This window comes from Streptomyces sp. NPDC039424, from assembly GCF_055639495.1.
Genome location: NZ_JBVKAI010000008.1, coordinates 293,238 through 306,658, shown reverse-complemented (window position 1 = coordinate 306,658; position 13,421 = coordinate 293,238). Strand labels below are relative to the sequence as shown.

General features: G+C 72.7%; 11 protein-coding genes. 5 read left to right on the top strand and 6 right to left on the bottom strand.

Annotated features, from left to right (window positions below; all coding sequences use genetic code 11):
• Positions 1 to 2 precede the first annotated feature (2 nt).
• From paaK to ACZ7L0_RS22505, 3 genes are all read left to right on the top strand, one after another.
• Entirely contained in the window at positions 3 to 1,298 is a 1,296-nt protein-coding gene (gene paaK, locus ACZ7L0_RS22515) for a phenylacetate--CoA ligase PaaK (RefSeq protein ID WP_471244276.1), read from the top strand.
• A 24-nt stretch (positions 1,299 to 1,322) separates the two neighbouring features.
• Complete coding sequence (locus tag ACZ7L0_RS22510) at positions 1,323 to 1,655, top strand: ArsR/SmtB family transcription factor (protein WP_471244275.1); 333 nt, start codon at positions 1,323 to 1,325, stop codon at positions 1,653 to 1,655.
• 125 nt (positions 1,656 to 1,780) lie between these two features.
• Positions 1,781 to 2,680 (top strand): TIGR03620 family F420-dependent LLM class oxidoreductase, encoded by a 900-nt coding sequence (locus ACZ7L0_RS22505; protein ID WP_471244274.1) that lies wholly within the window; start codon positions 1,781 to 1,783, stop codon positions 2,678 to 2,680.
• On the opposite strand, the gene ACZ7L0_RS22500 is transcribed toward ACZ7L0_RS22505, so the two are convergent.
• The 6 genes from ACZ7L0_RS22500 to ACZ7L0_RS22475 form a co-directional block, all read right to left on the bottom strand.
• Complete coding sequence (locus ACZ7L0_RS22500) at positions 2,670 to 4,166, bottom strand: acyl-CoA synthetase (protein WP_471244273.1); 1,497 nt, start codon at positions 4,164 to 4,166, stop codon at positions 2,670 to 2,672. The genes ACZ7L0_RS22505 and ACZ7L0_RS22500 overlap by 11 nt on opposite strands.
• Positions 4,167 to 4,241: 75 nt before the next feature.
• Positions 4,242 to 5,792 carry an acyl-CoA synthetase gene (locus tag ACZ7L0_RS22495; protein ID WP_471244272.1) on the bottom strand — a complete coding sequence of 517 codons (1,551 nt, stop codon included), beginning with the start codon at positions 5,790 to 5,792 and terminating at the stop codon, positions 4,242 to 4,244.
• Positions 5,789 to 6,901 (bottom strand): nitronate monooxygenase, encoded by a 1,113-nt coding sequence (locus ACZ7L0_RS22490; protein ID WP_471244271.1) that lies wholly within the window; start codon positions 6,899 to 6,901, stop codon positions 5,789 to 5,791. The genes ACZ7L0_RS22495 and ACZ7L0_RS22490 overlap by 4 nt, the downstream gene beginning before the upstream one ends.
• Before the next feature lie 79 nt (positions 6,902 to 6,980).
• On the bottom strand, positions 6,981 to 8,543 hold the full coding sequence (locus ACZ7L0_RS22485; protein WP_471244270.1) for a phytoene desaturase family protein: 1,563 nt from the start codon (positions 8,541 to 8,543) through the stop codon (positions 6,981 to 6,983).
• 304 nt (positions 8,544 to 8,847) lie between these two features.
• Complete coding sequence (locus ACZ7L0_RS22480; protein ID WP_471244269.1) at positions 8,848 to 11,058, bottom strand: serine/threonine-protein kinase; 2,211 nt, start codon at positions 11,056 to 11,058, stop codon at positions 8,848 to 8,850.
• Positions 11,059 to 11,176: 118 nt separating this feature from the next.
• Entirely contained in the window at positions 11,177 to 11,974 is a 798-nt protein-coding gene (locus tag ACZ7L0_RS22475; RefSeq protein WP_471244327.1) for an oxygenase MpaB family protein, read from the bottom strand.
• 242 nt (positions 11,975 to 12,216) lie between these two features.
• Here ACZ7L0_RS22475 and ACZ7L0_RS22470 point away from each other — a divergent pair, with 242 nt between their 5' ends.
• Positions 12,217 to 12,480, top strand: coding sequence for a hypothetical protein (locus ACZ7L0_RS22470; RefSeq protein ID WP_471244268.1), 264 nt, complete (start codon positions 12,217 to 12,219; stop codon positions 12,478 to 12,480).
• Positions 12,470 to 13,420, top strand: a complete 951-nt coding sequence (locus tag ACZ7L0_RS22465; protein WP_471244267.1) for a hypothetical protein — start codon at positions 12,470 to 12,472, stop codon at positions 13,418 to 13,420. The genes ACZ7L0_RS22470 and ACZ7L0_RS22465 overlap by 11 nt, the downstream gene beginning before the upstream one ends.
• Position 13,421: the final 1 nt, after the last annotated feature.

Sequence of the window (13,421 nt, the reverse complement as noted above, 5' to 3'; positions counted from 1 at the left end):
CCATGGCGGATGCGAGGGACCTGCTCGACGCGGGAGAACGGCTCGACGCGGAGGCCTTGCGGGCACTGCAGCTGGAGCGGCTGCGGGCGTCGCTTCGGCACGCCTACGCCCATGTGCCCTTCTACCGGGAGTCCTTCGACAAGGCGGGAGTCCGCCCGGAGGACTGCCGCTCACTGGCCGACCTGGCCCGCTTCCCCTTCACCACCAAGGCCGACCTGCGGGAGAACTACCCGTACGGGATGTTCGCCGTGCCCCGCGAGCGGATCCGCCGCATCCACGCCTCCAGCGGCACCACCGGACGTCCCACAGTGGTCGGCTATACAGAGAGCGACCTCTCCATGTGGGCCGACATGGTGGCCCGTTCGATCCGGGCGGCGGGCGGCCGGCCCGGCGACACGGTGCATGTGGCCTACGGCTATGGGCTGTTCACCGGTGGCCTGGGCGCCCACTACGGTGCCGAACGCCTGGGCTGTACGGTCGTCCCGGCGTCCGGCGGTATGACGGCCCGGCAGGTCCAGCTGATCCAGGATCTCCGGCCCGGGATCATCATGGTCACGCCCTCCTACATGCTCACACTGCTCGACGAGTTCGAACGGCAGGGAGTGGATCCGCGCTCCACCTCCCTGCGCGTCGGGGTGTTCGGCGCCGAGCCGTGGACGGAGGAGATGCGGCGCGAGATCGAGGAGCGGTTCGCGATCGACGCGGTCGACATCTACGGGCTCTCCGAGGTGATCGGCCCGGGGGTGGCCCAGGAGTGCGTGGAGACCAAGGACGGCCTGCACATCTGGGAGGACCACTTCTTCCCGGAGGTGGTCGACCCGATCACCGGCGAGGTGCTGCCGGAGGGCGAGGAGGGCGAGCTGGTGTTCACCTCCCTCACCAAGGAGGCCATGCCGGTGATCCGGTACCGCACCCGTGACCTGACCCGGTTGCTGCCGGGCACGGCCCGGGTGTTCCGGCGGATGGCGAAGATCACCGGCCGCAGCGACGACATGGTGATCCTGCGCGGGGTGAACCTGTTCCCCACCCAGATCGAGGAGATCGTGCTGCGCACCCCGGCCGTCGCCCCGCACTTCCAGCTGCGCCTCACCCGCGAGGGCCGCCTGGACGCGCTCACCGTGCGGGCCGAGGCCCGCCCCGGCGCCACGCCCGGGGCACGGGACGCGGCGGCCAGGGACATCGCGGCGGCGGTGAAGGACGGCATCGGCGTCTCCGTCACCGTCGAGATCGTCGAGCCGGAGTCGCTGGAGCGGTCGGTGGGCAAGATCCGCCGGATCGTGGACCTGCGCCCGCGTTAGCGGTCCCGCCTATACTCCGGGTCCATGACGGACACCGCGACCACACCGGACCCGGACCTGGTCGGCGCGCTGCGTGCGCTGTCCAACCCGGTGCGGTTGCAGCTGCTGCTGTGGCTGCGCGATCCCGAGCGGCACTTCCCGATGGAGGCCGCGATCGCCGACCCGGCGGAGGTCGGTGTGTGCGTGAGCCACATCCAGGCCAAGGCGGGACTGGCCCAGTCGACCGTGTCGGCCTATATGGCCGAACTCCAGCGCGCGGGCCTGGTGCGGGCGACGCGCGTGGGCAAGTGGACTCACTACAAGCGTGACGAGGAGCGCATCACCCAGCTCGTCGCGGACCTGGGGCGCACGCTGTAGCGATCAGATCCGGCCACTTTCGGCAAGTTCACTCACCCCCTTGGGCTTCATATCGAGATTCTGCGATATTTCGATGCGATAGTGATTCGGTTCATGAGGTGATTCGGTTCACGAGGGGACACGCGATGAGCGGCACACACCACCTGGATCTCGGCACGTTCGGCATCTACACCTTCGACTTCGAGCACCAACCGGCCGCCCGGATCAGCGAGTCGGTCCAGGAGCTGGAGGAGCAGGGCTGGCCGGCACTCTGGATCCCCGAGCTGCTCGGACGGGACGCGCTCACCCACGCCGGCTATCTGCTCTCCCGCACCGAGCGCCTGCGCGTCGTCAACGGCATCGCCCGGATCTGGTCGCGCGAGGCGCGGTGGGCGCACGGCGGCGCGCTCCTGCTGGCCGACGCCTATCCGGGCCGGCACGTACTCGGGCTGGGCTTCGGCGGTCAGCCGCGACCGGGGACCAGGCCCGTCGCCGCGATGACCGAGTACCTGGACGCGCTGGACACGGCACAGACGCCCAACCCGGCGCCCCGGACCCCGGCCCGCCGCGTCCTGGCCGCGTACGGGCCCAGGATGCTGGAGCTGGCCCGTGACCGCGCCGACGGGGCCCACACCTACCACGTGACCACGGCCCACACCGCGCGGGCGCGGGAGATCCTCGGCCCGGACGCGTTCCTGGCGGTCGAGCACCCGGTGCTGTTCGAGTCCGACCCCGGCCGGGCCCGGGCCCTCGCGCGCGAGCATCTGGACCCCTACCTGAACACCCCGTACAACATCGCCAAGTTCCGCCGGCTCGGCTACACCGAGGACGACATCACCTGCGGGGGCAGCGACCGGCTGGTCGACGACCTCGTGTTCTGGGGCGATGTGGACCTGGTCGTGGCGAAGCTGCGCGGACACCTGGAGGCGGGCGCCGACCACGTCGCCGTGCAGGTGATCGGTGTGGAGCCGGGCCGGTCCGCGATGCCCCACTGGCGTCGGCTCGGCGAGGCTCTGCTGCCGGCGGACGCCCCCGTCAGCCGCTGAACCGGTCCCGCAGCTCGCGCTTGAGAATCTTCCCGCTGGCGTTGCGCGGCAGCTCGTCCACGAACAGCACCCGCTTGGGGGCCTTGAAGGGGGAGAGATTCTCGCGCGCGAGGGCGATCAGTTCCTCCTCGGTGACCTCCCCGCGCCGGACGACGACCGCCGTGACGGCCTCGACCCACCGCTCGTCGGGCAGGCCGATCACGGCGGCCTCGGCCACGGCCTCGTGCGTGTACAGCGCGTCCTCGACCTGCCGCGAAGCGACCAGGACACCACCGGAGTTGATGACGTCCTTCACCCGGTCGACGATGGTGAAGTAGCCGTGCGCGTCCCGTACCGCCAGGTCCCCCGAGTGGAACCAGCCGTCCCGGAAGGCCTCGGCGGTCTCCTCGGGCTTGTCCCAGTAGCCCTCGCACAACTGCGGGGAGCGGTAGACGATTTCGCCGGGCGTGCCGTCGGGCACGTCCGCGCCGTCCTCGTCGACCACGCGCGCGTCCACGAACAGCACGGTGCGACCGCAGGAGTCGAGCCTGCCCTTGTGCTCGTCGGGTGCGAGCACGGTGGCGAGGGGGCCGATCTCGCTCTGGCCGAAGCAGTTGTAGAGGGCCAGCTTCGGCAGCCGTTCGCGCAGCCGCTCCAGGACCGGCACCGGCATGACCGAAGCCCCGTAGTACGCCTTGCGCAGGCCGCTCAGGTCGCGGGTGGCGAAGTCGGGCCGGTTCGCCAGGCCGATCCACACCGTGGGCGGCGCGAACAGGCTGTCCACGCGGCCCGCTTCGACCAGGTCGAAGAGGCGGTCCCCGTCCGGCGCGCCGAGGATGATGTTGGTCGCGCCGACGGCGAGGTAGGGCAGCAGGAAGACGTGCATCTGGGCCGAGTGGTACAGCGGCAGCGCGTGCGCCGGCCGGTCGCCGGCGCTCAGATCTAGGGCGGTGATCGCGCTCAGGTACTCGTGCACCAGGGCCCGGTGGGTCATCATCGCGCCCTTGGGCAGGGCCGTGGTCCCCGAGGTGTACAGCAGCTGCACCAGGTCCTCGGTGCGCGGTTCGGGACCGTCGTACGGCGGTGTGGCCGCGAGCCGCGCGAGGAGCGAGTCGTCGGCGTCCCGCAGCGGCATCACCCGTACACCGTCCGGGAGTTGCCCGGCGATGTCCGGGTCGGCGAGCACCAGGCCGCTGCCCGACTGGCCGACGATGTACGCGAGGTCGTCGCCGGTGAGGTTCTGGTTGACCGGCACATGGACCAGGCCCGCGCGGGCGCAGGCGAGGAAGGCGATCAGATAGGCGTCGGAGTTGTGGCCGTAGGCGCCGACCCGGTCGCCCTTGGCGAGGCCCTGCCCGAGGAGCACGCCCGCCGCGCGGGAGACGGCGTCGTCGAGTTCCGCGTACGTCCACGCGCGCTCGCCGTACTCCACGGCCACGCGCGCCGGGGTGCGGCGGGCGCTGCGCCGCAGCACCCCGTCCACCGTGCTGCCCTGTCCCTGCGTCATGGCACATGATCCTCGGCCCGCCCGGGAGAGAGGTCAAGGACCGGGGCGGATCACAGGCGTCCGGCGTGACAGCGGTCATACGGGTCGCGTGCGGCCCTCCCAGTACGGGTCGCGCAGTCGCCGCTTGTACAGCTTGCCGTTGGGGTCGCGGGGCATCTCGGTGATGAAGTCGACGCTCTTGGGGCGCTTGTAGCCCGCGAGCCGCTCGGCGCAGTGTTCGAGGAGGCCCGCGGCGAGGGCGGGGCCGGGCTCGTGGCCGGGGGCCGGTTCGACGACCGCCTTGACCTCCTCTCCCCAGTCGTCGTGCGGGATGCCGAAGGCGGCGGCGTCGGCGACGGCCGGGTGGGCGAGCAGCACGGACTCGATCTCGGCCGGGTAGATGTTGACCCCGCCCGAGATGATCATGTCGATCTTGCGGTCGCGGAGGAACAGGTAGCCGTCCTCGTCGAGGTAGCCGAGGTCGCCGACGGTGAAGAAGTCGCCGATGCGGTTCTTGCGGGTCTTGGCCTCGTCCTTGTGGTACGCGAAACCGCCGGTGCTCATCTTCATGTACACGGTGCCGAGCGCGCCGGGCGGGAGGCGGTTGCCGTCGTCGTCGAAGACGGCGAGTTCGCTGATCGGCCAGGCCCTGCCGACCGTGCCGGGCTTCTTCAGCCAGTCCTCGGCGGTGGCGAAGGCACCACCGCCCTCGCTGGCCGCGTAGTACTCCTCCACACAGTCGCCCCACCAGTCGATCATGGCCCGCTTGACGTGGTCGGGGCAGGGGGCGGCGCCGTGGATGGCGTGGCGCATGGAGGAGACGTCGTACCGGGCCCGTACGTCCCCGGGGAGGGCCAGCAGCCGGTGGAACTGGGTGGGGACCATATGGGTGTGGGTGCACTTGTGTGCGTCGATGAGGCGGAGCATCTCCTCGGGCGTCCACTTGTCCATCAGCACCAGGCGGTGCCCGATGTGCAGGGACGCCCCCGCGAACTGCAGCACGGCGGTGTGATAGAGCGGCGAGCAGACGAGATGTACGTTGCCGCCGAACGGCTTGACGCCGAAGATGCCGAGGAAGCCGCCGAGGTAGGCCTCCTCGGGCAGCTTGCCGGGCAGCGGGCGGCGGATGCCGCGGGGGCGTCCGGTCGTACCCGAGGTGTAGTTCATGACCCAGCCGAGCTCGCGGTCCGCGGGCGCCGACTCCGGTTGTCCGTCGAGGAGTTCGCCGTACGGACGGAAGCCCTCGACCGCCCCGACCGCGTACCGGTGCGTGGCGGGCAGGCCGGCCTCGTCGGCGGCGTGGCGGGCGGCGGCGGCGAACCGCTCGTGGGCGACGAGCACCTTGGCGCCGGAGTCGGAGACGATCCAGGCGATCTCGGGTCCGACGAGATGGTGGTTGACGGGGACGAGGTAGAACCCGGCCTGGGTGGCGGCCAGGTACGCGGTGAAGAACTCGACTCCGTTGGGCAGGACGACCGCGAAGGCGTCGCCGCGCTCCAGGCCGGCCGCGCGCAGGCCGTGGACGAGGCGGTTGGCGGCGGCGTGCAGGCGCCCGGCGCTCCAGTGCGTGCCGTCGGGGGCGATGAGGACCGTGCGGTCGGGGTCGGCGGTGGCCTGGGCCCAGAAGCCGGTGGGGGGTGTGCTCATGACTGGCCGCTCCTTCCGGCGATGCGGTTGAGACGGTCGACGGCCTGCTCGAAGCCGCGGGTGAGGTCGTCGAAGACGGCCTGTACGCCGCGTTCGCTGTTCATCCGGCCGACGATCTGGCCGACGGGGGTGCCGAGCAGCGGGTCGACCTCGTACTTCTGGATGCGGGAGACCGCCTCGGCGACCAGCAGACCCTGCAACGGCATGGGCAGGGTGCCGGGGCCGGCCGGGTCGTCCCAGGCGTCGGTCCATTCGGTACGGAGCTGGCGTGCGGGCTTTCCGGTCAGGGCGCGGGAGCGCACGGTGTCGCCGGACCCGGCCGCAAGGAGCTTGCGGGTCAGGGCGGGTGAGTGGAGATCCGCTTCTGTGGTGGTCAGCCATATGGAGCCCAGCCACACACCCTGGGCGCCGAGGGCCAGTGCGGCCGCCGCCTGCCGGCCGCTGCCGATGCCGCCCGCGGCCAGCACGGGCAGCGGGGCCACGGCCTCGACCACCTCGGGTGTGAGCACCATGGAGGCGATCTCGCCGGTGTGGCCGCCCGCCTCGTAGCCCTGCGCCACGACGATGTCGATCCCCGCGTCCCGGTGCTTGCGGGCGTGCCGGGCGCTGCCCGCGAGCGCGGCGACCAGGACGTCCTGGTCGTGGGCGCGGGCGACGACATCGGCCGGAGGCGAGCCGAGGGCGTTGGCCAGCAGTCTGATCGGGTAGTCGAAGGCGACGTCGAGCTGGGTGCGGGCGACCTGCTCCATCCAGCCGGTGATACGCCAGCCGGACGCCTCGCCCTCGGCGAGTTCGGGCACGCCGTACTTGGCGAGGGTGTCCGTGACGAACTGCCGGTGGCCCTCGGGGATCATCGCCTCGACGTCGGCCTCGCTCACGCCCTCGACCTTCTTGGCGGGCATGACGACGTCCAGCCCGTAGGGCCTGCCCCCGACGTGTGCCTCGATCCAGTCGAGGTCGCGCTTGAGGTCGTCGGGGGCGGTGTAGCGGACCGCGCCGAGCACTCCGAAGCCGCCGGCCCGGCTGATGGCCGCGGCGACGGCGGGGAACGGCGTGAAGCCGAAGACGGCGTGCTCGACTCCCAGTTTCTTGCTCAGCTCCGTCTGCATGGGGCGCAGGATGCCGCAGTCCCCCGGAGGACGGAAGGCCCTTTCTGATGCTCCGTCAGATTTTCTGGCCGGACTCTCGTCAGTCCCGCTCCAGCACCGCCATCGCCGCGTTGTGCCCGGGCACCCCGCTCACCCCTCCCCCGCGCGCCGCGCCGGCCCCGCACAGCAGGACGTTGGCGTGCCGCGTCTCCACGCCCCAGCGGCCGGTGTCTTCCTGGGCGTACGGCCAGGCGAGGGCGCGGTGGAAGATGTTGCCGCCGGGCAGGCGCAGGTCGCGCTCCAGGTCCAGCGGGGTCTTCGCCTCGATACAGGGCCGGCCGTCGGCGTCGGTCGCCAGGCAGTCGGCGAGGGGCTCGGCGAGGTGGGCGTCGAGCTGCGCGAGGGTCGACTTCAGGAGTTCGTCGCGTACGGCGTCGTTGTCCCGGGCGAAGAGCCGGGCGGGCGTGTGCAGGCCGAAGAGGGTGAGCGTCTGGTAGCCCCGTTCGACCAGTTCGCGGCCGAGGATGGTGGGGTCGGTGAGGGAGTGGCAGTAGATCTCCGAGGGCGGCGCCGCGGGGAGTTCACCGGACGCGGCCTGGGCGTGCGCGGTGGACAGTTGTTCGTAGCCCTCGGCGATGTGGAAGGTGCCTGCGAAGGCCTCACGCGGGTCGACGTCGGTGTCGCGCAGCCTCGGCAGCCGCTTGAGCAGCATGTTCACCTTCAGCTGGGCGCCCTCGGCGGGTGTCGGGGCCGGGTCGCCGGTCAGGACCGCGAGCTCCTGCGGGGAGGCGCCCACGAGGACGTGCCGGGCGGTGACGGTGCCCTCGTCGTCGGCCGTGCGGTAGGTGACCTCGGCGGAGTGCCCGTCGGTCTCGACGCGCACCGCCTCGTGCCCGGTCGCGAGCACCGCGCCCGCCTGGTGCGCGGCGGTGGACAGCGCGTCGGTCAGGGCGCCCATGCCGCCGACGGGGACGTCCCAGGCTCCGGTGCCGCCGCCGATGACGTGGTAGAGGAAACAGCGGTTCTGCGCCAGGGAGGCGTCGTGGGCGTCGGCGAAGGTGCCGATCAGGGCGTCGGTGAGGACCACGCCCCGCACCAGGTCGTCGGTGAACCGCTCCTCGATCGCGGCTCCGATCGGCTCCTCGAACAGCGCCCGCCAGGCGGACTCGTCGTCGATGCGGCGGCGCAGCTCCTCGCGGGTGGGCAGCGGTTCGGTGAGAGTGGGGAAGACCCGCCCGGCGAGCCGGCCGGTCATGCCGTAGAAGCGCTGCCACGCCTCGTACTCGCGGGTGCCGCCGGTCAGCCGGGCGAAAGCCTCCCGGGTGCGCCGCTCGCCGCCGCCGACCAGCAGTCCGGTGGAGCGCCCGGCCCGCTCGACGGGGGTGTACGACGAGATGTCGCGCCCCCGGACACGGAAGTTCAGGCCGAGGTCGCGCACGATCTTCTTCGGCAGCAGGCTGACCAGGTAGGAGTAGCGCGACAGCCGGGCGTCGACCCCGGCGAACGGCCGCGTGGACACGGCGGCGCCCCCCGTGCGGTCCAGTCGCTCCAGCACCAGCACCGAGCGGCCGGCCCGGGCCAGGTAGGCGGCGGCGACCAGACCGTTGTGGCCGCCTCCGACGATGACGGCGTCGTAGGTGCGGTGTTCCTCGCGTGCAGGCATGGGTTCTTCGTAACACGTGATGATCTACGACGGCCAGAGGCGTGCCGGGCGCTCCACGCGGGGGTGCGTCGAGGCGGGCCCGATGCGCCGAACCGGACTCACCAGGCCGGGCGGTTCCGGGTCGCCCCCGCCTCAGCCACGGCGACCGAGCCGCACCGGACCGCCCGAACCTGCGCCAGGCCTGCCCGACCGAGCTGACCCACACCCCCGGCGCCGCACTCGAACGGGCGGTTCACCGCCGTCAGGCGGACCGGCGCGGGCAGGGCCTGTTCTCGGTGCTCACCGCGCGGTCCCCCGCGTCCGCTCACTGTCCCCCGGACGCCCGCTGCTGCCGCAGGACCGCCACCCGTCGGTACAGCTCGACCGCCTCCGCGCCGCGGCCGAGTTGTTCCAGGCAGTGGGCCTCGTCGTTGCGGCTGGCGAGGGTGTCGGGGTGGTCGGGGCCGAGGACGCGCTCGCGGGCGGCGGCGACGCGGTGGTACTCGGTCAGCGCGTCGGACCAGCGGCCCAGCCAGCCGAGGCCGACGGCGACCTCGCGACGGCTGACCAGGGTGTCGGGGTGGTCGGGGCCGAGGACACGCTCACGCAGGGCGCACACGTCGCGGGACTCGGCGAGGGCCTCCTCCCAGCGGCCGAGGCGGCCGAGGTTGACGCCGAGGCCGTGCCGGGCGCGCAGGGTCTCGGGGTGGGCGGGGCCCTGGACGCGGGTGCGGTCGTCGATCAGGTCGCGGTAGAGGCGGAGGGCTTCGGCGCTGTGGCCGAGGCGGCCGAGGCTGATGCCGACCTCGTAGCGGGCGGCGAGGGTGTCGGCGTGGTCGGGGCCGAGGGCCTCGGCGCGTGCCTCGGCGACCTCGCGATAGTTCCGCAGGGCCTCCTCCCAGCGGCCCAACTGGCCCAAGGCGTAGGCGACTTCGTACCGGGTGACCAGGGTGTCGGGGTGGTCGGGGCCGAGCACCCGGGCGCGGGCGGCGGCCACCTCGCGGGCCATGCGGTAGGAGTCGTCGAGGCGGCCGAGCCTGCTGAGGTTGAAGGCGAGGTTGTGACGGCAGCGCAGCGTGTCGGGGTGGTCGGCGCCCATGACGCGTTCCCGGGCGGTCAGGACGGACGTGTACGCCTGGTGGGCGTCGAAGTGGCGGCCGAGCTGGCCGAGCACGTACGCCACCTCCTGGCGGGCGGCGAGGGTGTCGGGGTGGTCGGGGCCCAGCACCCGCTCTCTCGCCCCGGCGACCTCGGTGTACTCGCGCAGCGCGTCGGCGGCGCGGCCGGTGCGGCTGAGGGTGAAGGCCAGTTCGTAGCGGCTGGCCAGGGTGTCGGGGTGGTCCGGGCCGAGCAGCCGCGCGCGTTCGGCGGCGACCGTCCGGTGCACGTCGCCCGCTTCGGCCCAGCGGCCGAGCCGGCCCAGGCCGAGGCCCGCCCGGTGCCGCCCGGCGAGCGCGGTGACAGCCTGAGGGGGCGGGCCGGAAGGGAGCCGCGGGAGGACGGTGACGGGGCGGGCGGTCCACTCGCCGGTGAGCCCGGCCCCGGGGTCGGCGGGCGGCCCGGACAGTCCGGCGCCGGCCGCCTTGTGGCCGGTGGTCATGCCCCGGGTCCAGGACGGCAGGCGCGTGTCGCGGGAGACCGGCTCGGACACCCGCGGCTGGGGGGTGACGACCGTCGGCACGTACCCGGCGCGGCCCGCGGCGATCCGGCGGCCCAGCTCCCCCGCGTCGCGGGGCCGTTGCTCGGGCAGCTTGGCCAGCAGGTCCAGGATGATCCTCTCCAGGTAGACGGGGAGCTCGGCGCGGTGGCCGCGGGGCGGCCGGGGCGGGGTGTCCCGGTGGCCGATCAGGATCGCCCAGGCGTCGTCGAGGTCGAACGGCGGCGCCCCGGTGGCCAGCTCGTACAGCACGCAGCCCAGCGAGTACAGGTCGCTGCGCTGGTCGACCTCGTCGCCGCCGATCTGTTCCGGGGACATGTAGTGCGGGGTGCCCATGGCGATGCCGGTGCCGGTCAGCCGGGAGGTGAAGCCGATGTCGTGGCCGAGGCGGGCGATGCCGAAGTCGCAGATCTTCACCGTGCCGTCGGTCAGCCGCACGATGTTCGCCGGCTTCAGGTCCCGGTGCACGATGCCCTGCTCGTGGGTGTAGGCGAGGGCGGCGGCGACCTGATCGGCGACGTCGACCACGTCGGCGACGGGCAGCGGATGATGCCTGTTGTCCTCCAGGAGCTGGCTGAGGTTGCGGCCCTGGAGGAGTTCCATCACCAGGTAGAGGACGCCGCCGGACTCGCCGAAGTCGTGGACGACGGTCACCCCGCGGTGCGAGAGCGCGGCGGCCACCCGGGCCTCGCGGCGGAACCGCTCCCTGAGGACGCGGGTGAAGGCCTGGTCGTGCTGCGGGCCGAGCGGCTTGAGGCACTTGACGGCGACATGCCGGCCGAGGGACTCGTCCCGGGCGCGCCACACCTCGCCCATCCCGCCCCGCCCGATCAGGTCCAGCAGCCGGTACCGGCCCTGGATCAGCCTGGTGTCAGCCATCGCGCGCCGTCGCCCCCGTCGCTGCTCGCCCCGCCCTCCCCCTGGGGATGGCGTCAAGGTGTGGCCGCGCGCAGTCGGCCCGATCCGTGACAACCCCCAGCCCGTCCAGTATGGCGGTCTATCGCCCGACTTTGTACGGTGCCGGACGCGCGTCCGGTCCGAGCCTCGCCATGGCGCGCAGGACGTGTTTGGGCGGCAGTTGCCAGCGCAGACGTGCGGGAACGCCGCGCAGCAGGGTGCCCGTGGCGCGCAGCCGCCGGGTGACGGTGTCGGGTGCGGGGGCCGGTCTGCCGTACAGCTCGTGGGCGTACGGCGGCAGAGAGGCGTACGCCAGATGCGCCACGCGCCGCCACAGCACCTCGCGCACCGGGACCAGCAGGGGGTGCGTCGGGGGGCGGAGCAGGAAGTCGTCCACCGCGCGTGCCTCGGCTCCCGCCGCCAGGTGTGGTCGCACCTTCTCGAAGTAGGCGGCCATCTCGGTGCTGTCGGCGGGCACGGCCCCTGGGTCGAGGCCCACCAGGCGTGCGCTGACCAGGTGTTCGGCGATGTAGCGGTCGGCCTGGGCGTCGGTGAGGGGGAATCCCGAGCGGCGCAGCACGTGCAGGTAGGAGTCGATCTCCGCGCAGTGCACCCACAGCAGCAGCTCCGGCTCGTCGACGCCGTACCGCTCTCCCGTGTCCGGGTCCGTCGCCGTCAGCATCCGGTGGATCTTCCGCACCCGGGCACCGGCCCGCTCGGCGGCCTCGGTCGTCCCGTACGTCGTCGTCCCGACGAAGTGCGCGGTGCGCATCAGCCGCCCCCAGGCGTCCCGCCGGAAGTCGGAGTTCTGCATGACACCGCGCACCGCGCGCGGGTGCAGCGCCTGGAGGTAGAGCGCCCGGATCCCGGCGACCCACATCATGGGGTCGCCGTGCATCTGCCAGGTCACGGAGGACGGGGTGAACAGTCCCGGGTCGGCCGCGCTCACGGGTCACCTCCGGAGGCTTCGGTGAGACCACCATGGCACACATCGAACCGGCCGTTTCCGTAAATGGCCGGGGCAACACAGGATCCTCGGCGATCGAACCCGGACTCTGCCGGTCGATCTCGGTGCGAAGTGGGGGAGTTCGGATTCCATGGCTGGACCGGCCCCGGTATGGGGAGTGTCGTGAAGGAGAGATGAGCGGCGCGGCGGGGGGACTGTCGTTGGGGCCTTCGGAGGACGACGAGGAGCGGGACCGGGCCGAGCGCTCCGGGCCCGGTGGGTTCGAGGGGTTGGCGGGTGACGCCTTCGCCGACTTCGACCGTGTCGTGTGCCCCCACGGTGATTACGCGTGGCCCCTGCTGGACGTGGGCGACCCGGTGACCGCGCCGGACCGCTGCCCGCGGTGCCACGCGGATCTGGAGTTCCGCCCGGCCGGTTGGCGGCCTCATGCTGGGTGACTTCTGGAAAGGGCTCGGCGGGAAGCTCGCCGAGCGCTGGCTGACCGCGCTGTTCTCGCCCGCCTGTCTCTTCTGGTGCGCGGGCGCGCTCGCCTGGCTGCACGGCCCGGGGTGGAGCACGGTCCGCGAGAAGGGCTGGACCGGGGCCGCCACCACCTGGACCGCCGGGCTGACCGGGCTGCCCGCCCTGGTGCAGGGCCTCGCCGTGGTGGCCTCTTTGGTGCTGCTCACGCTGTCCGGTCTGCTGCTGCAGTTCCTCTCACGGCTGGCCGTACGTCTGCTGGAGGGCTACGGAACCTTCCGAAGCCTCAGGCGTCTGCTGCGTGAGCGGCTGAGCCGAAGCGCCGAGCGGGACATCGAGCGCCTGCGCCTGCTGGCCGCCCGGCCGGCCTCCGACCTGGACGCCGACGAACTGGCGGTGCGCGGGCGGCTGGTCGGCGCGGTGCGGTCGGCTCCGCTGGATCCCGCCCGCAGAATGCCGACCCGGCTGGGCAACCTGCTGCGCGCCTCGGAGGACCGGGTGCGCGCGCACTACGGCCTGGATCCCGTGGTCTGCTGGCCCCGGCTGTGGTTCCTGCTGCCGGACACCGCCAGGAACGAGGTCGTCGCCGCCCGCCGGTCCCTGTACCTGGGCGTCCAGGTGTGGGTGTGTGCCGTGGCGTCCGCGGTGTGGTCGGTGTGGTCCCTCTGGGCGATCCCGCTGTCCCTGGGGGTCGCCGTGACGGCCTACCGCGGTTTCCTGCTGTCCGCCGCCGCTCAGTACGCCGAACTCGTCGAGGCCTGCTTCGACCTGTACCGGCGCCAGTTGTACACCTCCCTGCGCTGGCCGCTGCCGGAGAACCCGCTCGCCGAGCACCTCGCGGGCCAGCGCCTCACCGCGTACCTCACGGCCGGATCCCGCCGGGCCGACCAGGCCTTCGCTCCACCCGAAAGCGGCTGAC